Annotated in this window: 20 protein-coding genes; 19 read left to right on the top strand and 1 reads right to left on the bottom strand. The window is 26.5% G+C overall.

All coding sequences use genetic code 11. The annotated features are described in order from the left end of the window. Positions 1–47: 47 nt before the first annotated feature. Positions 48–3,821, top strand: coding sequence for a cell wall-binding repeat-containing protein (locus ACYQ1T_RS03230; RefSeq protein WP_459831705.1), 3,774 nt, complete (start codon positions 48–50; stop codon positions 3,819–3,821). A gap of 144 nt (positions 3,822–3,965) precedes the next feature. Further along, positions 3,966–6,023: a family 10 glycosylhydrolase gene (locus ACYQ1T_RS03225; protein ID WP_459831703.1), complete on the top strand. Its 2,058-nt coding sequence runs from the start codon at positions 3,966–3,968 to the stop codon at positions 6,021–6,023. A 166-nt stretch (positions 6,024–6,189) separates the two neighbouring features. Here ACYQ1T_RS03225 and ACYQ1T_RS03220 read toward each other — a convergent pair whose 3' ends face one another. Next, positions 6,190–7,143: an LCP family protein gene (locus ACYQ1T_RS03220; RefSeq protein WP_459831701.1), complete on the bottom strand. Its 954-nt coding sequence runs from the start codon at positions 7,141–7,143 to the stop codon at positions 6,190–6,192. Between the two features lie 444 nt (positions 7,144–7,587). Here ACYQ1T_RS03220 and ACYQ1T_RS03215 point away from each other — a divergent pair, with 444 nt between their 5' ends. From ACYQ1T_RS03215 to rfbB, 17 genes are all read left to right on the top strand, one after another. Beyond that, positions 7,588–8,241, top strand: a complete 654-nt coding sequence (locus ACYQ1T_RS03215; RefSeq protein WP_459831699.1) for a sugar transferase — start codon at positions 7,588–7,590, stop codon at positions 8,239–8,241. Between the two features lie 87 nt (positions 8,242–8,328). Further along, positions 8,329–9,486: a beta 1-4 rhamnosyltransferase Cps2T gene (gene cps2T, locus ACYQ1T_RS03210; RefSeq protein ID WP_459831696.1), complete on the top strand. Its 1,158-nt coding sequence runs from the start codon at positions 8,329–8,331 to the stop codon at positions 9,484–9,486. Positions 9,487–9,523: 37 nt separating this feature from the next. After that, a complete protein-coding gene (locus tag ACYQ1T_RS03205) occupies positions 9,524–10,483 on the top strand; it encodes a N(5)-(carboxyethyl)ornithine synthase (protein ID WP_459831693.1) in 960 nt (319 codons plus the stop codon). A 25-nt stretch (positions 10,484–10,508) separates the two neighbouring features. Then, positions 10,509–11,738, top strand: a complete 1,230-nt coding sequence (locus ACYQ1T_RS03200) for a nucleotide sugar dehydrogenase (protein ID WP_459831690.1) — start codon at positions 10,509–10,511, stop codon at positions 11,736–11,738. A gap of 70 nt (positions 11,739–11,808) precedes the next feature. After that, positions 11,809–13,758, top strand: coding sequence for an alginate lyase family protein (locus ACYQ1T_RS03195; RefSeq protein ID WP_459831687.1), 1,950 nt, complete (start codon positions 11,809–11,811; stop codon positions 13,756–13,758). A gap of 73 nt (positions 13,759–13,831) precedes the next feature. After that, entirely contained in the window at positions 13,832–15,115 is a 1,284-nt protein-coding gene (locus ACYQ1T_RS03190) for a phenylacetate--CoA ligase family protein (protein ID WP_459831685.1), read from the top strand. A gap of 22 nt (positions 15,116–15,137) precedes the next feature. Further along, positions 15,138–16,217 carry a glycosyltransferase family 4 protein gene (locus ACYQ1T_RS03185; RefSeq protein WP_459831682.1) on the top strand — a complete coding sequence of 360 codons (1,080 nt, stop codon included), beginning with the start codon at positions 15,138–15,140 and terminating at the stop codon, positions 16,215–16,217. Between the two features lie 5 nt (positions 16,218–16,222). Then, complete coding sequence (locus ACYQ1T_RS03180) at positions 16,223–17,695, top strand: oligosaccharide flippase family protein (protein WP_459831680.1); 1,473 nt, start codon at positions 16,223–16,225, stop codon at positions 17,693–17,695. Beyond that, positions 17,685–18,896 carry a hypothetical protein gene (locus tag ACYQ1T_RS03175; protein ID WP_459831677.1) on the top strand — a complete coding sequence of 404 codons (1,212 nt, stop codon included), beginning with the start codon at positions 17,685–17,687 and terminating at the stop codon, positions 18,894–18,896. Before ACYQ1T_RS03180 ends, ACYQ1T_RS03175 begins: the two co-directional genes overlap by 11 nt. A gap of 29 nt (positions 18,897–18,925) precedes the next feature. Continuing rightward, entirely contained in the window at positions 18,926–19,207 is a 282-nt protein-coding gene (locus tag ACYQ1T_RS03170) for a hypothetical protein (protein ID WP_459831674.1), read from the top strand. Positions 19,208–19,380: 173 nt separating this feature from the next. Continuing rightward, positions 19,381–20,640, top strand: a complete 1,260-nt coding sequence (locus ACYQ1T_RS03165) for an O-antigen ligase family protein (protein ID WP_459831671.1) — start codon at positions 19,381–19,383, stop codon at positions 20,638–20,640. Between the two features lie 20 nt (positions 20,641–20,660). Beyond that, on the top strand, positions 20,661–21,731 hold the full coding sequence (locus tag ACYQ1T_RS03160) for a glycosyltransferase (protein WP_459831669.1): 1,071 nt from the start codon (positions 20,661–20,663) through the stop codon (positions 21,729–21,731). Then, entirely contained in the window at positions 21,728–22,954 is a 1,227-nt protein-coding gene (locus ACYQ1T_RS03155; RefSeq protein WP_459831667.1) for a glycosyltransferase, read from the top strand. Before ACYQ1T_RS03160 ends, ACYQ1T_RS03155 begins: the two co-directional genes overlap by 4 nt. A 7-nt stretch (positions 22,955–22,961) precedes the next feature. Continuing rightward, on the top strand, positions 22,962–23,867 hold the full coding sequence (gene rfbA / locus ACYQ1T_RS03150; RefSeq protein ID WP_459831665.1) for a glucose-1-phosphate thymidylyltransferase RfbA: 906 nt from the start codon (positions 22,962–22,964) through the stop codon (positions 23,865–23,867). Positions 23,868–23,882: 15 nt separating this feature from the next. Continuing rightward, the gene (rfbC, locus tag ACYQ1T_RS03145; RefSeq protein WP_459831663.1) at positions 23,883–24,446 is read left to right on the top strand and encodes a dTDP-4-dehydrorhamnose 3,5-epimerase; all 564 of its coding nucleotides are present in this window, start codon (positions 23,883–23,885) and stop codon (positions 24,444–24,446) included. Positions 24,447–24,484: 38 nt separating this feature from the next. After that, positions 24,485–25,363, top strand: coding sequence for a dTDP-4-dehydrorhamnose reductase (rfbD, locus tag ACYQ1T_RS03140; RefSeq protein ID WP_459831661.1), 879 nt, complete (start codon positions 24,485–24,487; stop codon positions 25,361–25,363). A gap of 23 nt (positions 25,364–25,386) precedes the next feature. Further along, positions 25,387–26,436, top strand: a complete 1,050-nt coding sequence (rfbB, locus tag ACYQ1T_RS03135) for a dTDP-glucose 4,6-dehydratase (protein ID WP_459831658.1) — start codon at positions 25,387–25,389, stop codon at positions 26,434–26,436. Positions 26,437–26,454: the final 18 nt, after the last annotated feature.

The following is a 26,454-nucleotide window of genomic DNA, read 5'->3' as shown; positions in this document are numbered from 1 at the left end:
GATAAAATATAAGAGAAAATAGAAAATAGAAGGGAGTAGATGAGAAGGTGAAAAAGTTATTTTCAATAATTTTATCAGTATTTCTTTTAATACCATCAATATCACCTTTAGCTGATACAGAAAATAAAGAAGTTAAAGAAGCAACTTTTGATATGATGATGGAAAATGAGACAACCTTTGGTGCTGATAATTTTAATATTGAAGAAAAAGAAATTCAGTATTCAGCACAGGAACCAGACATACCAAGAAATCTAAATAATATTGTTGTTCTTATAAAGTTTAAGGATGAAGAAGAATTTATGACTGAAGAAAAGTCAAGACAAATAGAAAGTACATATAATGAATTTGTAGATAATGATAATGATGGATTTGCAGATTTAGGATCAATTTCTTTAAAATCATATATAAATGATTTTACATATGGAAGAACAGCAGTAAATAGTACATTTTATCCTAGAAGCAGTAATGGAACTTCATATATATCAATTACAGCTCCAGAAACAAAACAGTATTATGAAGGTATGCCAATGGGAGGTAATACTGAAAGAGATTTTATTAAATGGGCATTTAATTCAATTAAGAATGAAGTGAAGTTATCATCAAGTGAATTAGATAGAAATAATGATGGGGAAATAGATAATGTAACTTTTATTTATAATGGATTTACGTTAAATAATAAGAATATGCTATGGCCTCATAAAACAAAATTCTCAGGATATTCAACTGTAAATGGGAAAAGTTTAGGAACATATAATATTATATATTCAGGATCTAGATTTAATAGTGTGTTTAATAAGACTTTATTAAGTGTTATTAATCATGAATTTTTACATTCACTTCATTTACCTGATCTTTATAGATATTCAAGAAGTGGAAATCCAGTTGGGATATGGGATATAATGTCATCGACAACTGGAGTTGGACAACTTCCGTTAATATATACTAGAAATTTATATAATAATATGGGAATAAATATAGGTGAAATAACTAAAGATGGAACATATAAAATAAAATATTCAGGAAGTACTAATAAAAATGATTTACTTGCATTTAAAATAAAATCACCATTAGCAACTAATGAATACTTTATGGTTGAATATAGAAAAAATAAAGGAAACTGGGATGAAGTATTACCTGGTTCAGGATTAATTGTTTATAGAGTTAATGAAGCTGTAAATGCTTTTAGTGGAAATAAAAATGGATCACCAGATCATTTATATGTATTTAGACCAGGTGTAACTAATAGCATTGATGGAAATGGAAATCTAAATAATGCATTTTTATCTAAGGAGTCAGGAAGAACTATTATAGGTAATTCAAATTTAAATTTAGGATTTGATGCTAATTCCTTATACTTCCAAAATGGAGATAATAGTGGAATAGTAATATCTGAAATTGGAAGTTCAAGTGGAGATGAAATAAGCTTTAAAGTTACTTTTCCAGTTTTAAATGGAGATGGAAGTAAGGAGAATCCATTTAAAGTATATAATGCTTCAGATTTAAAAAGAGTAACAAGTAATCTGGACAAGCATTATATTTTAATGAATGATATAGATTTATCAAAAGAAAACTGGGTTCCAATTGGAATAGCAGGAAATCTAGAAAATGTAGGTAGCTTTACAGGAAGTATAAATGGTAATGGTCACACTATATCAAATATGACAATTAACTTAAATTCTGTAAATTCAGAGGTAGGGTTAATAGGTTCAATAGATAAAGGTGGAGAAGTTTATAATTTAAATTTAGAAAATGTAAATATAACTTCAAATGCAGAAATAGGATCTATAGCAGGAAGTAATAATGGAATAATAAAAAATGTTAAAGTAACTGGAAATATACAATCTTCAAGTAATAGAGCAACTGGTGGGATATCAGGGGATGTAGGCTTTGAAGGTACTATTGAAAATAGTATTTCATCTGTAAATATTGTATCAACAGCTACAGGAAGTAGATATAGCAAACCTTTAATAGGTGGAATATCAGGACAAAACTATCAAGGCTTAACTATTAATAATTTTGCAAATGGTAAAATACAAGCTGAAGAAGGTAGTCTTGTAGGAGGTCTATTTGGAAGATATATTTCTCCAAAAGAAGGTAGTGGAAATAACTATTTTGATGTTAGAAAAACAGGGCAAATAAAAGCTTCAGCTCAAGACGGAAGTAATGGAGAAACAACTAATGGGTTAATTGGAATTAAGATGCCAGAGAAATTAGATATAAACTCAAATAAAACTATTGAAAATTTAGTTGAATATATTCCAAGTAATGCAGTTGTAAATAAAGAATTCAAGGTTTTAGATGAAGCTTTGGCAACAGTTACAAATGGAGCTTTAACATCTAAAAATAAAGAAGGACAAACTATTCTTCAACATATAACTACAATTGGAACAAATAAAGTTATAGTTGAAACAGTTATAAATATTCAAGGTGGAGTTATTGATAGAACTAGTTTAAATACTGAAATTAATAATGTAAAAGCAATAGATAAAAGTAAATATACAAATGAATCAGTATTGGAGCTAGAAAAAGAACTATTAAATGCGGAAACAGTAGCTAAGAATGAAAAAGCAACTCAAGAAGAGATAGATAATGCTAAAAATTCATTATTAAAAGCAGTAGCTAAATTAACTTTAAAATCAGTAGTACAACCACCAATAGTTGTTAATCCTAGCAATGAAAAGCCTGTTATAAATGTAGAAAATAAATCTATTAAAGCTTATGATGATTTTGATAAAATGGCAGGAGTAAAGGCAACGGATAAGGAAGATGGAGATATTACTTCAAAAGTGAAAGTAATTGGTGATATTAATACCAAGGTAGCAGGAAAGTATAATTTAATTTATGAAGTTACAGATAAAGATGGAAATAAAGTAAGCAAAGCTATAGAGGTAATAGTTCACAAACTACCAATTACTTTAGAAAGATCAATAGGTAGAGATAGATATGATACTGCTACTAAATTAAGTCAAATTGAATTTAATAAATCAGATACAGTAGTTATAGTAAATGGATCAGCAATTGTTGATGGACTAACAGCAACGCCACTTGCTACATATTTAAAAGCGCCTATTTTACTTGCAGATAAAAATACAGTTCCAGATGAAACTATAAATGAAATTAGAAGACTTGGAGCAACAAAAGCAATTATTGCAGGTGGAGATGGAGTAATATCAGAAAATGCAGTTAATAAACTAAAATCACTAGGAATAAACACAGTAGAAAGAATTGCTGGAAAAAATAGATATAGTACTTCTTTAGAAATTGCAAAATATATTGATAGAAACTTTTATGATGTTTCAAATGTAATAGTAAGTAGTGGCGTTGGCGAAGCAGATGCTCTTTCAATAGCATCAGTAGCAGGAAGAGATAAAATGCCAATAATATTAGTAGAGAAAGATATGATTCCAAGTGAAGTATATAATTGGATGGAAAATGAAGATTTACAAAATGCTTATATTATAGGTGGAACAGGCGTAGTTAATAATACTGTTTTAAATTTAGTAAACGGAATAACAAAAAATAATATAAGTGAAAATAGACTAGGTGGAAAAGATAGATATGAAACTAATGCAAAGGTAATTAGTAAATTCTATTCAAATAGCCTTGATAAAGTTTATGTAGCTAAGGCGTTAGTATTAATAGATGCATTAACAGCTGGTCCAGTAGCAGCAGTAGGACAAGCTCCTGTTGTATTAGCAAATGGAAACTTAACAGAAACACAAAGAAATACATTAGTATCTAAAAAAGCTAATAAAGTAATACAAGCTGGTGGAGGAGTTTCAGAAGAAGCAGTTAACTTACTAAAAGTTATATTAAATTAAAACAAGTGGAACCTTCTATATGAATACAATAATATAATGAAGCAAACACATAAATATGCGATAGAATAAATTGATATAAATTGTATTATATGGTAAAATGTTTAGTGAAATTTAAATTAAATTGTAGAATAGAAAGGAGATAATATGAAGAAATTAGTTTCAAAAATTTTATGTTTATCCTTTATATGCTTAAGTCTTTTAGGTATTACAGAGGTTAAAGCAAGCACAAATGAAGATATGCAAGCAGTATGGATAACTACTGTATATAATCAAGATTGGCCAAGCCAAGCATCAAGAAATAATGTTCAATTACAAAAGCAAGAGTTTATAAATATATTAGAAGATGTAAAAACAATTGGACTAAACACTGTTATAGTTCAAGTAAGACCAAAAGGTGATGCATTATATAAATCTAATATAAATCCTTGGTCAGATGTTTTAACAGGAGTTCAAGGAAAAGATCCTGGATATGATCCTTTAAGCTTTATAATTGATGAAGCTCATAATAGAGGAATTAAGGTTCACGCATGGTTTAATCCTTATAGAGTAACTACTAGTGGAACAGATGTAAATGCATTAGCTGATAATCATTTTGCTAAAAATAACCCACAAACAGTAATTTCTAATGGTAAGGCTTTATTCTATAACCCAGGCTTACCAGAAGTTAGACAGCACATTGTTGATACTGTAGATGAAGTAGTTAGAAATTATAATGTAGATGGAATTCATTTTGATGATTATTTCTATCCAGGAAATGATATTAATGATGATGAAGCCTATAATCAATATGCAAATGGTATTGATAGAGGAGATTTTAGAAGAAACAGTGTAAATCAAATGGTACAAGCTGTTTATAATAAAATAAAGAGCATAAAAAATAATGTTGACTTTGGAATAAGCCCAAGAGGAATATGGAAAAATCAATCAAGTGATCCAACAGGTTCACCTACTAACGGAGCACAAAGCTATTACGATATATATGGTGATACAAGAACATGGATAAAAAACAACTGGTTAGACTATGTTGCACCACAAATATATTGGGAAATAGGAAATGGTGCTGCTGATTATTCTAAACTAGTACCATGGTGGTCAAATGAAGTAAACGGAACAAATGTAAAGTTATATATTGGACAAGGTATTTATAAGCCAGTAGTTGCAAGAGAACTAGATAAACAAATAAACTTAAATAGACAATATCCTAATGTAAAAGGAAGTATATTCTTCTCATACCGTGATATAAAAAATAACTCTGAAGGTGTAAGAGAAAAACTTTTAAATTCATTAACAGTTCCAGTTATACAATTAATAGGTAGTGATAGATATGCTACTGCAACAAAATTAAGTCAAACTCAATTTAATAAGGCGGATACAGTTATAATAGTTAATGGATTAGCGTTAGCAGATGGCTTAACAGCTACACCTTTAGCTACCAATTTAAATGCACCTATATTATTATCAGAATATAATGTTTTACCAGAAGTAACAAAAAGTGAAATATCAAGATTAGGAGCAAAAAATGCAATAATAGTTGGTGGAGAAGGCGTAGTTAAAAAAGGTGTTGAAGATCAACTTAGAAGTCTTGGAATTAACTCTGTAAAAAGATTAGGTGGAAGAGATAGATACGATACATCTTTAGAAATTGCAAAATATATTGATTCAAATTTATATGATGTTGAAAATATAGTAGTAAGCAATGGATTAGGAGAGGCAGATGCACTTTCAATAGCGGCAATTGCAGGCAGAGAAAAAATGCCAATTATATTATCAGAAGTTAATGGATATAAAGATAGCATATATAACTGGTTAAAAGGTAAAGCGTTAAATAATGCATATATTATTGGAGGAACAGGAGTTTTATCTAATGAAATATTAAATAAAACAAATGCTATAACAAGCTCAGATATAAGCAATAATAGATTGGGTGGAAGAGATAGATATGCAACAAATGCTATGGTTATAGGAAAATTCTATGGAGAAAACTTAAATAAAGTTTATGCTTCAAAAGGATTAGTACTAGTAGATGCATTAACATCAGGTCCAATTGCAGCATTAAGTGGCGGAGCAGTTGTTTTATGTGATTATGATTTAACACAAGAGCAAAGAAATATATTAGATTCAAAAACTGCTAATACAATTTATGAAGCTGGTGGTGGAATTTCAAGAAATGCTATAAACTCATTAAAAGCAAGTTTAAAATAAAAATATAAATAGGGATGTTAGATATAATAACTTTAAATAAGTATATCTAACATCCCTAAAATTTTAAAAACAAATACAAACCCTAAAAAGTAAATATAAAACTTAAATAAGAAACATAAAAGATAAATTAAAAAAATACAAATTTATCTAAGGTTTTTAATAATATTTACTCATTAGTTGAATATAAGAAGTTATGAAGTTTTTTTGTAGTTGCATCTACATCAATTATCATATGATACATATCAGTCCATTCAGCAGTATGATCTTCATCAACTGGGAATCTACCTTGTTCTATATTAGAAACACCCATTGATAATACTTTAGATGCTATTGAAAGAATTTCAGAGTTAGTAAGATTTGTACTAACTAAAGGTAAAAGACTATTTACAACACCAGGTACTTCGGAAAAACTAGTATCCTTTACTTGATCAAATAATGCAGAAAGTACATCTCTTTGACGTTCAGTTCTTCTATAATCCCTTCCAGCTGTATATCTTATTCTACAGTAAGCTGCAGCTTGAGTTCCATTTAATACTTGCTTTCCAGGAGAATTAATATGAGGAGAGCTTGTACCATTTTCTTTATTTATTCCATCAATATATCCATTTATATGAGTAAATTCATCAGGAGTTATATCAAGAATAACTCCTCCTAAAGTATCTATAACACTAGGAAGATGTCTTAAGTCAACCTGAACAAATTTATCAACCTTTAAGTTAAAATTAAAATTAATAGTCTTTAATGTTAAAGATGGTCCACCATCAACCATTGTATAATTAAGATTTTGCTTACCACCATCAGGTAAATCTAAATAAATATCCCTCATTAATGAACATAACTTTACTTTCTTTAACTTAGTATCAATAGCCAAAATCATAGTAGAGTCAGAAGCACCAATAGTATCACCAGAATAATCAGTTCCAAGAAGAGCTACAGTAATTACATCCTCAGCTTCCTTAGGGGCTTCCTTTCCAGTATCAGTAATAGAACTTCTATCTACTTCAACTCTATTAACCTTATTTGATAAATAAGTGGTATAAATTACACCAAAACTTATTATTATAATTAGTATAGATAAAATAGTTATTAATATTTTTTTCTTTAAAGATAATTTCTTCACTTTATAATCCTCCAGTATAAATTATATTACTAATTATATCATAAATTTACATAAATATATTTAATATCTAATTTAATTAAAATACTAGAAAAAATGGAAAAAATAACTGTTAACACTATATTATCGTTCTGTTAATTTCGACTAAACAAAATAATACTAGAAGAAAAGTTTTTAATATATATATAATTATATGTTATGTATAATATAAAAAAAAGGGTAAAAATGTATTATAAATTTAAAAATCATATTTTTTTAGCGAATTAATTAAAAAAAAGAAAAAAATAGAAATTTTAGTATATTTATTTGCCAGTTAATTGAGATTTAAGGAATATAAAAAGTATGATATAATACAATTTGTCTAAATGAAAATTTTAAGTTTTAACTATGAATTATTATAAATATAAAAAAGATTTAAAAGATTTATGTTAAGGGGGACCATAATTCATGAAAGCGGATTTAGCAACTCAGGTTGAAATCACTACCAAAAAAAGTAGTGATATTTATAAGTTTTTTAAAAGAATAATAGATATATTAGGAGCTGCAGTAGGTTTAATAATATTAAGTCCTATACTAATTATAGTAGGAATTTTAATAAAATTAGAATCAAAAGGCCCTATTATTTTTGCCCAAAAAAGAGTGGGATTAAATGGTAAAGAATTTGAAATGTACAAGCTTAGATCTATGGTATTAAATGCAGAAGAGATAAAAGAAAAACTAAAAGATCAAAACGAAATGTCTGGGCCTATGTTTAAAATTAAAGATGACCCAAGAATAACGAAAGTTGGTAAGTTTATAAGAAAGACAAGCATTGATGAACTACCACAACTAATTAATGTTCTTAAAGGAGAAATGAGCCTAGTTGGACCAAGACCTAGTCTTCCAAAAGAAGTAGAACAATTTGAACCATGGATGCTTAAAAGACTAGAAACTAAACCAGGATTAACATGTTATTGGCAAGTATCAGGGAGAAATGCTATAGGTTTTGAAGAATGGATGAGGCTTGATGTTAAATATGTAAATGAAAGAAACATTTTATTAGATATAAAGCTTATTTTTAAGACGTTTTTTGTTTTATTTGGAGATAGAAATGCATCATAAATAACTATAAGATATAATCTTTAAATTTTATTTAGGATTATTTTATAAGGATACGTATTATATGGATAAATATAGGAGTAAAAAGAGATGAAAAATATTTTTATTATAGGTTCCAAAGGAATACCAGCTAATTATGGTGGATTTGAAACATTTGTAGATAAGTTAACACAGTATAGAAAGTCAGAAAAAATTAAGTATCATGTTTCTTGTATGGCGAGTGATGAAAAGGAATTTGAATATAATGATGCTAGATGTTTTAATGTTAATGTACCTAATATAGGAGCAGCAAAAGCTGTATATTATGATATTAAAGCATTAAAATTATCTTTAAAATATATTAAACAAAATAATATGACTGATTGTATTATTTATATACTAGCTTGTAGGATTGGGCCATTTATGAAACCATATAAAAGACTTGCAGAAAAAATGGGCGTAAAGATTTTTGTAAATCCAGATGGACATGAATGGAAAAGAGCAAAATGGAACTTTTTGATAAGGAAGTACTGGAAGATATCCGAAAAACTTATGGTTAAAAATGCTGACTTATTAGTATGTGATTCGGTTAATATTGAAAGTTATATAAAAGATGATTATAAAAAATATAATCCAAGAACAACTTATATTGCATATGGTGCAGATGAGAAATTATCAGAGTTAAGTGATGATGATGTAAATTTAACAGAATGGTACAGAAGTAAACATGTTATTAAAAAAGAGTATTATCTAGTTGTAGGAAGATTTGTTCCTGAAAATAATTATGAGCTTATGATAAGAGAATTCATGAAATCAAATACAAAAAAAGATTTCGTAATTATAACTAATAAAGAGAAAAATAAGTTTTATGATGAACTAAAAAGAACAACAAATTTTGAAAATGATAAGAGAATAAAATTTGTAGGGACTGTATATGATCAAGAGTTATTAAAGAAAATTAGAGAAAATGCTTATGGATATTTACATGGACATGAAGTAGGGGGAACTAATCCATCACTTTTAGAAGCTTTAGCATCTACAGAATTAAATATTTTATTAGATGTGGGATTTAATAGAGAAGTAGGAGAAGATGGAGCGATATATTTTAATAAGGAAGAAAAAATGCTTGCAAATTTATTAGATGAATTAGACGAACTTAGTAAAAATAAAAGGGACAAATTAGCTAATAAAGCAAGAGAACGAATAAAAGAAAACTTTAGGTGGGAAAAAATAGTAAATAAATACGAATATTTATTTACAAGTATATAAATTATATTTTATATCATTCAAAATAAGAGGTGTATTTATGAAAACAGTAGGTTTTTTAAAGAGTACTAAGGAAAATGAAAAAAGAATAGCAATACATTTTGACGATATTAAATCTGTGAAAAATATTAATTGTTTATTTTTTGAAAAAGGTTACTTTGAAAATTTTAATATCTCAGATGATGAAGTTTTAAAAACAGGAGCTAATGTAGTTGAGAAAAAAGAGGCTATCTTGCAAGATATTATATGTGATCCTAAGGCGGGTGATTCAGAATATATATCTAGCCTGAAGAATGGAACGATTGTTTTTGGATGGATACATGCTGTTCAAAATAGAGAAATAACAGATAAGTTTATAAATAATAATTTAACAGCTATTGCATGGGAAGATATGTATGAAATGGGAAGACATTCTTTTTGGAGGAATAATGAAATTGCAGGAGAGGCTGCTATATTCAATGCATATAGTATTTATGGAAGGTTACCATATGAGACTAGTGTTGCATTAATAGGCAAAGGAAATAGTGCAAGAGGAGCATTAACTACACTTACGTCATTAGGTGCAAAGGTAGAAGTATATGATAGAAAGATGGAAAGAATGTTAAGAGATAGGATTGGAGAATATGATGTAGTTGTTAATGCAATTTTATGGGATACTAAGAGGAAGGATCATATTATATATAGAGAAGATTTAAAGAGAATGAAAAGAGACTCTATGATAATTGATATTAGTTGTGATAAATCTGGAGCTATAGAGACAAGCATACCAACAACTATTCAAAATCCTGTTTATTATTCTGAAAATGTACTTCACTATGTTGTTGATCATACACCAAGTATATTATATAAAACTTCAACAAGTGCTATTAGTAATGAAGTTGTAAAATATTTAGATATTTTAATAGAGAATAGAGAGTGCGATATAATTAAGTCTGCAACGATTATAAAAGATGGAAAAATCATTGATAATAGAATTAATGAATTTCAAAATAGAAAATAATATGCAGTAAACGGAGGAATTTTAAATGAGTACTTTAAATATTATCGGATTAGGTTATATAGGTTTACCAACAGCATTAATGTTTGCAAACAATGATGTAGAAGTAGTAGGAACTGATATAAATAAAGATTTAGTTGATACATTAAATAATGGTAATTTAACATTCAAAGAGGATGGATTAGAAAATATTTTTAAAAAAGCATTAGAAAAAGGAATAAAGTTTTCTACAGAATATATAGAAACAGATAGGTATATAATTACAGTTCCAACTCCGTATATGGAGGAGAGTAAAAAAATTGATGCTACTTATGTTATAGAAGCAACTAAAAATGTTCTTAAGGTATGTAAGGATGGAGCGATTATAGCTATAGAGTCTACAATATCTCCAGGTACAATTGACAAATTTATAAGACCATTAATAGATGAGAATAAACTTAAAACGGGCAAAAATGTTAATATAGCGCATGCCCCAGAAAGAATAATACCTGGAAATATGGTATATGAGCTTCAGAATAATTCAAGAACAATAGGAGCAGATTCACGTGATATTGGATATGAAATAAAAGAATGGTATAAGAGCTTTTGTAAAGGGGAAATAGTAGTTACTGATATTAAAACAGCTGAAATGAGCAAGGTTGTTGAGAATACATTTAGAGATATAAATATAGCTTTCGCAAATGAGTTAGCAAAAATGTGTGATAGAGAAAATATGGACATTTATGAATTAATAAACATAGCTAATAAACATCCACGAGTTAATATTTTACAACCAGGACCGGGTGTTGGTGGACATTGTATATCAGTTGATCCATGGTTCTTAGTTGGTGACTATCCAGATATAGTAAATGTAGTCCTAGGTGCAAGAGAAGTAAATGATGCTATGCCTAAATATGTATATGATAAATTACATAGAATAATGAAAGAAAATAATATTAAAGATTATTCTAAGGTAGGATTATATGGACTAACGTATAAGGAAAATGTTGATGATATGAGGGAAAGTCCTACATTACAGTTATTACAAATATTTAATAAATACAATATAGATAATGTACAAATTTACGATCCTTATATTAAGAATAAAATGTTTAATAATCAACATTTTGGCTTAGAAGGGTTTGTTGAGTGTTGCGAAATAATAATTGTTTTAGTTTCTCATAATGAGTTGTTAGAAAAACAAGAGTTACTTAATGAAAAAATAATATATGATACAAGAAATGTTATAAATTTTGGAAAGAAAATTTATAAAATATAATAAAATAACAGTAGGTATAAGTATGTATGCCTACTGTTATTTTAAAGAGTAGATTATTTAAGGAGTATTCATGGTTAAAAAACTTTTATATAAGCTAAAGACTAAAGGGGTAAAATATCTTATAAAAAAAATATTTTATAAGACTATTAGAAATCCATTAATGAAAATAAAATGGCTACTATTAGATGTAGTTTATAGAAATAAACTAACTAAAGAAAAATATTTTATAAGAGAGTTAAAATTAAATAAAGTTAATAATTTCATCGATATAAATGGGGTTAAGGAATATTATAAAAATAATTACATTGATAAAGATAACCTAATTTTAGATTCAAATAAAATTTTGTTACATAAGTTTAATTTTTTGGGGATGTCAGGTGAAAGTTTAGGTGAAAATATAGACTGGAATAGAGATTATGTAAGTAATTTTACATGGGAAAATAAATATTATAAGTTGATTAAGATTATAGATCTAAATAAGAATATAGATGTTAAATTACCATGGGAACTTTCTAGATTCCAGCATTTAATAACTTTAGGAAAAGCTTTTATTGTAACTAAAGATGAGAAATATAGTGATGAATTTATACAAGAAATAGAATCATGGAAAATACAAAATCCATATAATATGTCAGTAAATTGGACTTGTGCTATGGAAGTTGCTATTCGAGCTATTAATTTAATTTTAGCAAAGGAATTTTTTATTTATAGCAATAAAATAAGTAATATATTTTGGGATGAATATAATGAATTATTATATAAGCATGGAACTTACATATGGAAAAATTTAGAAAATAAAGGAGAGGTAAAATCAAATCACTATATTTCTGATTTATGTGGATTATTATGGTTAGGTATATATTTTGGTGAAATATCAGATGAAAGTAGAAATTGGCTTTTATTTGCAAAGGAAAATTTAGAAAAAGAAATTACAGAACAAGTAAATTATGATGGTACAACTTATGAAGGATCAACATCATATCATAAATTAGTAACAGAGTTATATTTATATACCGTTATATATGCAAAGAAAAATCAAATTGAATTTTCCGTGGAGTTAAATAAAAAATTAGAAGCTATGTGTAATTTCTTAAATAATGTGAGTAAAGATAATTATTGCATACCTTTTATAGGAGATAATGATGATGGAAGAGTAATAATATTATCACAATATTATTCTTGGAATAGAAAAGAAGTACTTTACTTATTAGATATAGCATCTTATTTATATGAAATTTTATTAAAAGATAATGTATCTACTGAGGAATGTCATATAATCTGGGGTAGAAAAGAAAGAACTAAAGTAACGAAAAAAGATAAAGAAATGTTAGAATATGATAAAGGGGGATACTTCATACTAAGAAATAAAGAAGTTTATTGTTTAATAAGGGCTGGTGAATTATCTTTTAGAGGTCAAGGTGGACATAGTCATAATGAACAATTATCCTTTGAACTTTCAATATTTAATGAAGATATATTTATTGACCCAGGGACATATGTATATACTTCAAACTATAAAATGAGAAATTTATATAGAAGTACTTTTATGCATAATACATTAAATATTAATGGAGAAGAACAAAACAAATTTAATGAGAAAAGTATTTTCGAACTTAGGGATAGGTGTAAAGCAAGTGGAAGACTAAATGGAAATATATTCTTTGGAAGTCATAGTGGATATTTGGAAAAGTATGGAGCTATACATAATAGAGAAGTTAAACTATTGAATAGAAGGATAGTAATTAGAGATGATATAGAAATAAAAGAAAAAAGAAATATTAAAAATTTAGAATTTGAAGTTAATTTCATACTAAGTAAAAACCATAATATTGAACAAATTAAAAATTATATTGAGATAAATGTAAATGGGAAAATTATAAAAATGACAAACAGCTTATCTATATTACCTAAAATAGAAGAAGTTAATATATCACCATCTTATGGTGTATTGACGAAAAGTAAGAGAATAACTTATAGATTTAGTGAAAGTAGATCTATTGAGTTTAATATTGAATATTAGTGGACAAGTATAAAAATAAATTTATTTCTTACAAAAGTATTATTATTTAAAAATAAATCAATTGGAGGTAAAAATGATTAATAAAGCTATATATTTAAGAAATAGTATTCCAAGAAAGATTTACTATGGAAATGATTATAATGATATATTAAAAATGTTAAATTTGAGTGAAGTTGATAAACAAAAACAAGCTAAGAGGTTATTAGCAGAACAACTTAAGAATTGTTTAAATAATGTTCCTTATTATAGAAATTTGGATTTAGGTATAGACAGTAAGGATATAAATGAGGAAAATGCTATAGAGGTTTTGAAGAGATTTCCGTATTTAGATAAAAAAACAATAATGGATAGACCTTTAGATTTTATTTCAGATAAATTTAAAATAGATAAATTAAAAATGAGCACAAGTGGTGGTTCAACTGGAAATGGGATAAAAGTATATAGAACTATAAATGAAAATAGACTAGAGTGGGCATTTTTTGATTATCAATGGGGTAAGTTTGGATATAAACCAAATAAAAAAATAATTAGAATGGGATCCGATGGAATGAAAAAAAAGAATGAATTTCCATGTACTATAAGAGGAAATAGATTATTTATATCTCCATATCACCTAAATAATGAGTGGATTAAAACTATATATGAAGAAATAAAAAAATTTAATGGAGAATTTTTTCATGCATATCCATCTAATATAAATTATTTGTTAGGATATATGAAGGAGAACTCGCTTAAATTACCAAATATAAAAGCTGTTTTTCTAGCATCTGAAATGGTAACTATAGATGTACTAGATAATATTAAAGAGGTTTTAGGAGTCCCAGTAGTTTTTCAATATGGAATGACTGAAAGAAGTAATTGTGCATGGGGAATATATGATGGCAAAAAAATAAGCTATAAATGTGATACTATATATGGATTTAGTGAAAATTATATTGATGAAAATGGAAATTATGAAATTGTTGGAACTAGTTATTGGAATAAGGTTATGCCATTTATAAGATATAGAACACAAGATTTTGGAAGAATTAATGATTTAGTAATCCAACATTTAGATGGAAGAAATCAAGAGTTTTTATTTACTAAAAGTGGAGACAAAATTCCAGGATTTACAATTTCTATAGATAAATTTGTATGGACTTATGTTGAATGCTTTCAGATAATACAGAATCATATTGGAAAGGTAGAATTTCATTTGAAAGTTAAAGAAAATTATTCAAATGAGATAGAACAAAAAATATTAGCTGCTCAAAAAGAAAGATGGGGAGAATTCTTTGACATAGAAATAATATTAGAAAAGGAAATAGAGAGAACAAAATCAGGAAAATATAGATTAGTAATAAATAATCTAGTTTAAATAAATTAAGGAGCAAAGTATAATGAAGAAGATTTCACTTGTAGGGTTGTACCCACCTCCAATAGGAGGTATATCTATTCATATTAAGAGATTAAAAGAATATCTTGAGAGTATAGGATATGAAGTAAATCTATATAACGAAAGCAAAGAAGAAAGCGAAGGAGAGAACATTCATAATATTAAAAGTTATGTGAGTTTATTTATTAAGCTTTTAAAATCAGATAGTGATATAATCCATTTTCATACGATTAATTATAAAGTTAGATCTATTTTATGGATTTTTAAATTTATAACAAATAAAAAAATAATTTTAACAGTTCATGGACAGAGCTATTTAGATCAAATGAAAAAAAGTAATTTTATAATAAAAAAAATGTTAGTATATACATTACAAAAAATTGATAATACAATTTTTGTAGATGAAAAAAATGTCAAATTCTTAAGAGATTCTGGATACGATATGAATAGAATAGTATATATACCTTCATTCATTTTTCCTTATAAAAATAATAAGGAAGAAGTGTATCCTAATATTGTTAATGAATTCATGAATTCGCCTAAACTTAAAATAGTAATTAATGGTTCAATAGCGTTTTATGATGATAACGAAGTATATGGTTTTTATAAAACACTAAAAATATTAAAATGTTTATTAGATGAGGGTGTAAATAATAAGGAAATAATACTACTAATTGCTATTTTAGATAGTAAAAATCTAAATAGTAAACAAAAAGAATATTATGATAAATTAAAAAGGTTTATAGTTGAAAATAACATGAAAGAAAATGTTGTTATTTATGAAGTGGAAAATACAGAGCTATATCCTATAGTTAATAATAGTGATTTATTTATAAGACCTACAATTGTAGATGGATTTGGAGTATCAATTGCAGAGGCTTTATTTGTAGGAACACCGGCGTTAGCAACAAATGTATGCAAAAGACCAAAAGGAACAATTTTATTTAATGTTAATAATAATAGTGAGTTTTATGAAAAGATGAAGGATTTAATATGTAATAATGATGTATATAAAACTAAGTTAAAAGATATCAATGTTAAGGATTCTAGTGATGAAATAATTAGACTTTATGAAGGGAAATAGATAAAGTGAGTGTTAAGTATAAAAAAGTAACTGTAATATATGCAATAGGACAAATATTAAATAAATTAATTAGTTTTTTATTAGTTCCTTTATATACATATAAGTTAGGAACAGAAGGTTTTGGACAATTATCTTTAGTTGATATGATATATAGTCTTGTAGGTATTTTTGTTATTTTAGGAATTGGATCAGGATATATTAGGTATTATAATGAATATGATAAGGAAAGAGAAAAACTAAAGAACACAGCTATTACGTTTGCTTTAATAGTTATGGTTGCTATATTTATAATAAATTTATTTTTAGCTCCATTTTATTCCCATACTTTATTGAAAATTGATAATGCTTATTATATTATGTTATTAATAATTTTAAGAGCGTCAGTTGAGCAGTTTTCATATTTATTATTAATTAATTACTCTATGACATTTCAAGCCACAAAAGTAGTGAAATTTGAATTAATAAAGTTAGTATTGAATTTATTATTTGTAATATATTATGTAGCATTTAGAGACCAAGAAATTTTAGGAATGTATAAAGGATACGTAATTAGCAATTTTATTGTTTTAATAATATTATTAAAACAATATTATAAAAAAATCAGGTTTGAAATTGATAAAAAAATGCTAAGAAAAATGTTTAAGTATAGTGTTCAATTATTACCATCTGGAGTAGCGGCAGTTATCTTAAATTTAGCAGATAGATATGTATTAGAATATTTTGTGGGGCTATCTATAACTGGAGTATATTCTTTGGGTTATAAATTTGGAATACTTATAGATCCGGTTTTTGTCACACCTTTTAAAAAAGCATTTACTCCATTTAAGTATGAGGTATGGAATAAAGACGATGCAAATGAAAAGTTAAATATATGGTATGAAAAATATCATATATTAGGAATATCAATAATTTTATTAATTGCAATATTCAGTAAGAGTATGGTAATGCTTTTTTCTAGTAATGATTTCATAGATGCATATAAAATCGTACCTCTAATATTAATTTCGTACTTTATTTATGGAAAATCTGAATTTTTTAGTTTAGGTATATATGTTAAAAATAAAGTTTATTATGATCCATATATTATGATAAGTGGTGGTATATTAAATATAGTTTTAAATATTTTACTTATACCCAAATTAAATATGTATGGAGCAACTCTTGCAACAATATTATCATATATGTTTATTAATATTTGTTTTAAATACTTATCTAATAAGGTATGTGAATTTAAATTTAAAACTACATTAAAAATAATGAAATGTTATTTTATATCAATTTTCATTTATATTATTTATTACTTTTTGACGATAAATAATATGTTATTTTGGAAAGAGATAGCTTTAGAAATAATAATGTTTATATTATGGGTGATAGGAATACTGATTTTAAAAATAATAGATAAAGACATTGTTTATGTATATTGTAGAAAATATTTAAAAAAATTAAATAATAGAGGTGTACAGAATGAGGGTTGAAATTTGTAAATGGAAAAATAATTCTAATAGTCCAGTGATTTTTATGATAGATGATTTAGCAAACTCTTGGGTTGACGTTAATAAAGATTCTAAAGTGAATTTAAGTGAAGATTGGGGATTTTGGAGAGAAAGTGAAAATTCATCAATAAGATATTTAGAAGAAAATATTTTAAGTGTAAATGATGAGATAAAAGTAACTTTTTTTGTACCAGTTGGAGAACGAGTTGGAATTATAAAAAATAGTGATATTCCAATGTACTCATATCCAATAAATCATGATGAGGAAAGTAAAAAGTTTTTTAAAAAACTACATTTCAATAAAAGATACGAATTGGCATATCATGGAATTACTCATGGTGAAGTAAGTGATATAGGACAAAATTTTAAGCAGGAATGGCAATTATATACTAGTTATAATGAGGCTTGTGATAAAGTAAGACAAGGAATGGACATATTTAAAGATGCAGTAACAGTATATCCTTTAGGTGGAAAATATTGTGGATATCAAAGTAATGAATTTTCAGATAATAGTATAGATAAAAATGAATTTTTATGGTGGTGTAGATATTGTAATATGGAAACTGAGAAAAGTGATAAATCTAAACCAAATAGCAAGTGGCTTTATGGTGAAGATTATAATTTTATTTCTAATATGGATATAAAATATTTTGGAGAAAATAAAGTGATTGATATACCAACAACATTAAATGGAGGGATTTTTACATCTATATTAAATTCTAATACATTTACATTTAAGGCATTAATAAAGAAAATTTTAAAAAAAATAATTTTAAAGAAAAAGTTAGATACTATAGATAGATTAATAAATAATAATTTAGTAATATCAATACAAGAACATATTTCTCCTGCTAGAAATGATGGTAAAATTCAATATCCTAATATATTTACAGATTCAAAAAGTTTAAAATATATTTTTGAATATTTAAAGAAAAAAAACGTTTGGTATTGTACAGGAACAGAATTAGCATCATATGTGTATTATAGGGATAATCTAAAGATTAAAATAGAAGAGGATAAAATTTTTATTAATCTAGATAACGAAAAGAATATATGTTATAAAGAGATAACGTTAAAGATTTCAGAAGGAAATGCATTAATAGATGAATCAGGTAAAAGGTATAAGATTATTGATGGAATTGTAACTATAGATTTAAATTATAATACTTATAAAGTAGTATAATTTAGATAACATTTATTAGGAGAGTCACCATGAATGCAATAAAATTATATAGAGTTGCAAGAAAGTTACATGAATATAAATTAGAGCCATTAGCATGGGACATTACAAAGATAAATAATTTTTGGCATAACTCATATATTCCACATACTGCGAAGATAGGAAAGGATTCTTATTTTGGATATGGAGGAATAGGTGTTGTTATACATAAAAAAGCTATTATTGGAGAAAATTATGTTTTAGGTAAAGGAATAACAATTGGAGGAAGAAGAGATTATGGAGTGCCACCTATGTTTATATTTCACCAGGGGTAAGGCTTTTAGGAAGTTTTAACGTAGGAGATGGAAGCATTATAGGAGCTAATTCAGTAGTTATAGAAGAGGTGAAACCAAACTCTATTATAGTTGGAGTTCCAGGAAAATTACTATATTACAGAAATGAAAATAATCATAAGGTTTATTAAGTTTATTTATAAATGGAGGGAGTTATGATAAACATATTAAAAAGATTTGATGAAATAGAAGACGATTTTATAATATCTACATTAATTACAATAATGTTCTTAGTAGTATTTATTACTCCGGATATTATTCGTGAGCGATTTTTACCAACAAGGTTTAATTACATATTTATTATTATATATGTATTACTATTAGGAATATTGTTCTATAAAAGAAAAATAAAAATATATAGGACTAGAGTGATTTTTCTTGTAGCAGTTGTAGTTTTATTTACAATATCAAATATCTTAAATAGAAGTATAGGAAATACTATATATGTAAATATTTATATGTGCTTTCCATTAACATTATTGTGTTTTACAGTAAAAGAAAATTTAGTAAAAAAATCTTTAAGCAATGTCAGAATTATTTTTAATACTTTATTTTATATTATTATTATCTTAGGGATAATTGATTACTTAAATAATAATATAGTACAAGGTATTTTAGCGGAAAAGTTATTTGTTGGTAACTATAGTCAACTATCAGAGTTAGCTGCTATGGAAATTAGATGGGGAATTTATAGATTTTATTCTATTTTAGGTCACCCACTAACACTAGCAAGATATTGTTTTTATTTTATGCTATTAAATAGATATTGTGGATATAAAAATAATTATGATAGAGTGTTAAAATTAGTAGTTGTTATTTTAGGGATAATTTTATCAGGGAGTAAAATGGGAACTGGATTGCTTATGGTAATTTTTATTTTTGATTTAATATTTAGTAAAGATATAAAAAATAAGAAGCGTGTATTGGGAATATGTTTAATAAGCGGATTAATAATAGTTAATATACCTATAGTAAGAGATAATTTAGTACAACGATTTATAGATGGATTCCAAAAGGGAGATATCGCAAATGGCAGAACTATAGTACTAAGAGAATTAAAGGAGTCCGATATTGATATTCCACTAATATTAGGTGGTGGATTTGAAAATTCAAGAGATATAGTAAAGCAAATTAGTACTAATTATACTAATTTTGAATATCCGATTATTATGTTTACATTTGATTATGGCATAATAGGAACTATATTTATATATATATTAGCTTTTATTTTACCTTCCATAGCAATATTCAAAAAAAATAAGCTGTTATTTATTTATTACTTAAGCTGTATTTTATTTATTAATACAAATAATGCAATAACAACTTTTTCAGATGCAATGTTACAAGTAGCTTTAATAGGATTTATGGTTAATACTTTAAGTCAAGATAAAATAAAAGATAAATTGCTTATTTAAGGAGAGGAAGAATATTATATATGAACGTTATAATGTTTGAATATTTAAGGAAGAATGAAGTGTTTCAAGTTGGAAGTCATTATTATAATAAATGTTTTGATAAAGAGAATGATACAGTATGGATAAGTAAACCAGAATTATTTACTAATAGAGATCAAGAAAGTCAGGGGGAGATTATACCAAAAGTTATTGCGCCAATGACTAACTTACCTTTTTTTGATAGTAAATTTTGGGCTAAAAGATATTGTGATTTTTCATCTATTGAATTCAATAAAAAAATAAGAAATACTGATTGGGATATACTATGGCTTACTAATGTAAAAATGTTATATTATACAAAAAAACTTAATTATAGATATAGTATTCATAGAATGGCAGATGATTTTTCAGGATTTCCTAATGCGTATAAAACTATGATAGATATGGAAAAAGAGGTAGTGAAGAATTCAGATTTAGTAATAGTAAGTGCTAAAACTTTAATTGATAAAGTTTATAAAGATAATAAAAATGTTATTTATTTACCTAATGGAGTGGATATAAGTAGATTTGAAATTGAATATGAAATTCCACAAGAATATATTGAAATAAACAGTCCAATTGTTGTATATGTAGGAGCTATTCATGAATGGTTTGATTTTGAAACAATATCTTATGCTATAGAAAGACTTAAGGATTGTACATTTGTTTTTATAGGTAATGAAAATATAAAGATAAAAGAGCTGAGCAAGAAAAATAATAATGTTAAATTACTAGGAAGAAAAGATCATAAATTAATACCTCAATATCTAAAGTATGCAAATTTAGGAATCATGCCATTTATTAATAATAATCTTACGAATTCAATTCATCCTTTAAAAATATATGAATATTTAGCAGCTGGAATACCAGCGCTTTCAAGAGAGTTAGATGAAACTAAAAATATGAATGCACCTATTTATTATTATGATAGTAAAGAGAGTTTTGTACAACAAGTAAAAAATATAGTAGGAGAAAACCATAAGAAACAAGAATATATTGAGTATGCGGCTAATAATACTTGGGAAAAAAGATATATTGAATTAATGAAATATGTTCAAGGAGAATTAAAATGAAAATTCTATTTTTAAATAAGTATTTTTATGTTAAAGGTGGATCGGAAACTTATTTTTTTAAGTTAAGAAATGAACTAATGTCAAGGGGACATAAGATAATAGATTTTTCTATGAAGGATGAAAAAAACTTATATTCTCCTTGGGAAAAATATTTTGTTGATAATGTAGATTATTCAAATAACTCAAAAAAAGTTAAAAATGCTATTAAATTAATTTATTCTAAAGAGGCATATAATAAATTATGTAAATTGATAGAAATTGAAAAACCAGATGTAGCACATATTAATTTAGTCTATCATCAATTATCTTTATCAGTAATACATGCATTAAAAAAATATAATATACCAATAGTATATGTATCACATGATTATAAAATAATTTGTCCAAATTATAAAACATATAGTAATGGAATATGTAATAAATGTTATAATGGTAAATTTTACAATTGTATAAAGGAAAGATGTCATAAAAACTCTTTATTTAATAGTACATTAGTTACGGTAGAAGCTTATATGAATAAAATAATTAAAAGCTATAAAGCTATAGACACTATAATTTGTCCAAGTTATTTTGTAGAGAACGAGCTAATAAAGGCTGGAATAGAGAAATCAAAAATCAAAACAATGCAAAATTTTCTTACAATAGATATAAAGGATATAGATGTTAAAGTGAACAAAGAGAAACAAGTTTTGTATTATGGAAGATTATCAGAAGAAAAAGGTATAATACAATTCTTAAAAAGTGTAAAATATATTCACCCTGATATAAGTGTGAAAATTATAGGAACTGGGCCACAAGAAGAAGAGATATTAAAGTATATAAGAGATAATAATTTACTTAATGTAAGATTAATGGGATTTAAGAGTGGAAAAAGTTTATATGAAGAGATAGCTAGAAGTAGATGTACAATAATACCTTCTGTGTGGAATGAAACGTTTGGACTAACAGTAATAGAATCTATGGCATTAGGGACCCCAGTTCTAGGAAGTTGCTTAGGGGGAATTAAAGAGAATATAGTAGATGGCATTAATGGATATTGTTTTGATCCAACTAATATTGAGGAAATTTCAACATCTATAAATAAGATATTTAATTTGGATGATACTTCATATAGAGAGATGTCAAATAATTGTGTAAAACACGCTGGAAAGTTTTCTTTGGTAGAATATTGTGATAATTTGATGGAGATATATACTAAATTAGTAAATGATAAAAAGGAGTAGAGGTAAAATGAAAGGAATAATTTTAGCAGGGGGATCAGGAACACGTCTTTATCCGGTAACAAAGGCAATGTCAAAACAAATGGTACCAATATATGATAAGCCAATGATTTATTATCCTATGTCAGTACTTATGTTATCAGGAATAAAGGATATATTAATTATATCTACACCAAGGGATATAGTTAATTTTAAAGAGCTATTTAAAGACGGATCAGAGCTAGGTTTAAATATAGAATATGCAATTCAAGAGGAACCAAATGGATTAGCAGAAGCCTTTATAATAGGTGAAGAGTTTATTGGAAATGATAATGTTGCAATGATATTAGGTGATAATATATTTTATGGACAAAACTTTAGTAGCCATTTAAAAGAAGCTGCAAAATTAGAAAAAGGTGCTATGGTATTTGGATATTATGTACAAGACCCTAAGGCTTTTGGTGTTGTAGAGTTTGATGATTATGGTAAAGTTATATCACTAGAGGAAAAGCCTGAAAATCCAAAGTCTAAATATGCAGTTCCAGGTTTATATTTCTATGATAATTCAGTTGTTAAAAAAGCAAAAGCTTTAAAGCCATCTGAAAGAGGTGAATTAGAAATAACAGATTTAAATAGAGTTTACATGGAAGAAGGAAGCTTAACAGTAAACTTATTAGGTAGAGGAATGGCATGGCTTGATACAGGAACACATTCATCTATGTTACAAGCATCAAATTTTGTTGAAGCAGTTCAAAATACTCAAGGAACTTATATAGCTTGTTTAGAAGAAATAGCTTATAGACAAGGCTGGATATCAGCAAGTCAAGTAATAGAACTTGCAAAACCATTAATGAAAACTGGATATGGTAAATATTTAGTTGATATAGTTGAAGAAGTTGAAGCAAAGCATATGAGAGAAGTAGCAACAACAAGATAGTAAGAGGTGAAAAAAATGAGTAATTTTAATTTTATTGAAACTAAAATAAAAGATTTATATATAATTGAACCTAAAGTTTTTGGAGATAATAGAGGCTATTTTATGGAAAGTTACAATAAACAAGCTTTTGATGAAGCTGGTTTAACAATGACTTTTGTTCAAGATAATGAATCTAAATCTAAAAAAGGTGTTTTAAGAGGGTTACACTTCCAAACTAAACATACTCAAGGAAAACTTGTAAGAGTAACAGAAGGTGAAGTCTTTGATGTTGCTGTTGATTTAAGAAAAGGATCACCAACTTATGGACAATGGGAAGGTGTTTATTTAAATTCAGAAAATAAAAGACAATTTTATGTGCCAGAAGGATTTGCACATGGATTTGTAGTTTTATCTGATACAGCAACATTTAATTATAAATGTACAGATTTTTATGCACCAGAATATGATAGTGGACTTTTATGGAATGATCCAGAAGTTGGAGTAGAATGGCCTTTAGAAGGAATAGAAGAAATTTTACTATCAGAAAAGGATAAAAAACAAAAGACATTAAAAGAATTAGATGTACCTTTTGTTTACTAATTTAAAACAAAGTTTCACTTAAAAGGAGACCAATAAATATGAAAATATTAATAACAGGTTCAAAGGGACAGTTAGGAAATGAGCTTCAAGATATAATAAAAAAAGGAAGATCAGAAATTGGAGAAGTTAGTGATACAATAAAATCTTCTGAAGTAGTAGCACTAGATATTGAAGATTTAGATATAACAAACTTTGAAATGGTTATGGACGTTTTAAATAATGTTAATCCAGATGTGATAATTAACTGTGCAGCAGCTACAAATGTAGATGGATGTGAAAGTAATAGAGATTTAGCTTTTAAAATCAATGCTATAGGTCCAAGAAATTTAGCTATAGTTTGTGAAAAAATTGGAGCTAAATTAGTTCAAGTTTCAACTGATTATGTATTTAGTGGAGTAGGGGAAGTGCCACTTACAGAATATGATTTAACAGCTCCTTATAGTGTTTATGGTAAAACAAAGTTAAAGGGCGAAGAGTTTGTAAGGGAGTTTTCTTCAAAATACTATATTGTTAGAACTGCATGGCTTTATGGATATATAGGAAAAAACTTTGTTTATACAATGAGAAGTTTAGGAGAACAAAAAGAATCATTAAATGTAGTCAATGATCAAAGAGGAAATCCTACACATGCTAATGATTTAGCATATCATATACTTAAGTTAATAGAAACAGAAGAATACGGTATATATCACTGTACAGGAAAAGGTGAATGTACTTGGTATGACTTTGCAAAACTTATTATGGAATTATCAGAAAGAAAGTGTATCGTTAATCCATGTACTTCAGAAGAATTTAAAACTCCAGCAAAAAGACCAGAATATTCATCACTTGATAATATGATGCTTAGATGTACTGTTGGAGATGAGATGAGAGATTGGAAAGAAGCTTTAAAAAGTTTTATAAGTAATTTAAATTAGTATTAAAAAGGGGAAGATAAATAATGAAAACATATTTAGTTACTGGTGGCGCAGGTTTTATAGGATCAAACTTTGTATTATATATGTTAAATAAATATGAAGATATAAGAATAATAAATTTAGATAAGTTAACATATGCAGGAAATTTAGAAAATCTAAAATCAATAGAAAATGATGAAAGACATATATTTGTACAAGGAGATATATGCGATGCTGAATTAGTTTCAAGTCTATTTGAAAAATATGAAATTAATTATGTGGCACATTTTGCAGCAGAATCTCACGTAGATAGAAGTATAAAAGAACCAGAAGTATTTGCTAAGACTAATGTATTAGGAACAGTTAATCTTTTAAATTGTGCAAAAAATGCATGGGAAGTTAAAGGTGGATTTAAAGAAGGAGTTAAATTCTTACATGTTTCAACAGATGAAGTATATGGATCACTTGGAGATACAGGATACTTTATGGAAACAACTCCATTAGACCCACATAGCCCATATTCAGCAAGTAAAGCAGGATCAGATATGATGGTTAAGGCATATGGTGATACTTATAAAATGCCAATTAACATAACAAGATGTTCAAATAACTATGGCCCATTCCAATTCCCAGAAAAATTAATACCACTTTTAATAAATAACTGTTTATCTCATAAGGATTTACCAATCTATGGTGATGGATTAAATATAAGAGACTGGTTATTTGTAGAAGATCATGCTAAAGCTATTGATATGGTAATAAACAATGGTAGATTAGGTGAAGTCTATAATGTAGGTGGACATAATGAAAGAACAAATATACAAATAGTTGATACAGTAATTTCATATTTAAATGAAAATGTAGATAAAGAAGTAACAGAAAACCTAAAGAAGTTTGTTGAAGATAGAAAAGGTCATGATAGAAGATACGGAATAGATCCAACTAAGATTAAAGAAGAATTAGGCTGGTATCCAGAAACTACATTTGAAGTTGGAATAGTTAAAACTATAAAATGGTATTTAGACAATAAAGAATGGATGAATAATATAACATCAGGTGAATATGAAAATTATTATAAGAAAATGTATAAATAGATACATTAATAAAAATGC

The organism is Clostridium carnis (assembly GCF_054657435.1).
The sequence above is the reverse complement of the archived record's forward strand: the minus strand, read 5'-3'. Positions and strand labels throughout refer to the sequence as shown.

Excerpts from the sequence above, each read along its gene's own strand:
- ACYQ1T_RS03155 (WP_459831667.1), top strand. The coding sequence starts at position 21,728 with ATGAAAATTCTATTTTTAAATAAGTATTTTTATGTTAAAGGTGGATCG.
- ACYQ1T_RS03205 (WP_459831693.1), top strand. The coding sequence starts at position 9,524 with ATGAAAACAGTAGGTTTTTTAAAGAGTACTAAGGAAAATGAAAAAAGA.
- ACYQ1T_RS03175 (WP_459831677.1), top strand. The coding sequence starts at position 17,685 with ATGAGGGTTGAAATTTGTAAATGGAAAAATAATTCTAATAGTCCAGTG.
- rfbD (WP_459831661.1), top strand. The coding sequence starts at position 24,485 with ATGAAAATATTAATAACAGGTTCAAAGGGACAGTTAGGAAATGAGCTT.
- ACYQ1T_RS03200 (WP_459831690.1), top strand. The coding sequence starts at position 10,509 with ATGAGTACTTTAAATATTATCGGATTAGGTTATATAGGTTTACCAACA.
- ACYQ1T_RS03225 (WP_459831703.1), top strand. The coding sequence starts at position 3,966 with ATGAAGAAATTAGTTTCAAAAATTTTATGTTTATCCTTTATATGCTTA.
- ACYQ1T_RS03160 (WP_459831669.1), top strand. The coding sequence starts at position 20,661 with ATGAACGTTATAATGTTTGAATATTTAAGGAAGAATGAAGTGTTTCAA.
- rfbA (WP_459831665.1), top strand. The coding sequence starts at position 22,962 with ATGAAAGGAATAATTTTAGCAGGGGGATCAGGAACACGTCTTTATCCG.
- ACYQ1T_RS03185 (WP_459831682.1), top strand. The coding sequence starts at position 15,138 with ATGAAGAAGATTTCACTTGTAGGGTTGTACCCACCTCCAATAGGAGGT.
- ACYQ1T_RS03215 (WP_459831699.1), top strand. The coding sequence starts at position 7,588 with ATGAAAGCGGATTTAGCAACTCAGGTTGAAATCACTACCAAAAAAAGT.
- cps2T (WP_459831696.1), top strand. The coding sequence starts at position 8,329 with ATGAAAAATATTTTTATTATAGGTTCCAAAGGAATACCAGCTAATTAT.
- ACYQ1T_RS03195 (WP_459831687.1), top strand. The coding sequence starts at position 11,809 with ATGGTTAAAAAACTTTTATATAAGCTAAAGACTAAAGGGGTAAAATAT.
- ACYQ1T_RS03190 (WP_459831685.1), top strand. The coding sequence starts at position 13,832 with ATGATTAATAAAGCTATATATTTAAGAAATAGTATTCCAAGAAAGATT.
- ACYQ1T_RS03170 (WP_459831674.1), top strand. The coding sequence starts at position 18,926 with ATGAATGCAATAAAATTATATAGAGTTGCAAGAAAGTTACATGAATAT.
- ACYQ1T_RS03165 (WP_459831671.1), top strand. The coding sequence starts at position 19,381 with ATGATAAACATATTAAAAAGATTTGATGAAATAGAAGACGATTTTATA.
- rfbB (WP_459831658.1), top strand. The coding sequence starts at position 25,387 with ATGAAAACATATTTAGTTACTGGTGGCGCAGGTTTTATAGGATCAAAC.
- rfbC (WP_459831663.1), top strand. The coding sequence starts at position 23,883 with ATGAGTAATTTTAATTTTATTGAAACTAAAATAAAAGATTTATATATA.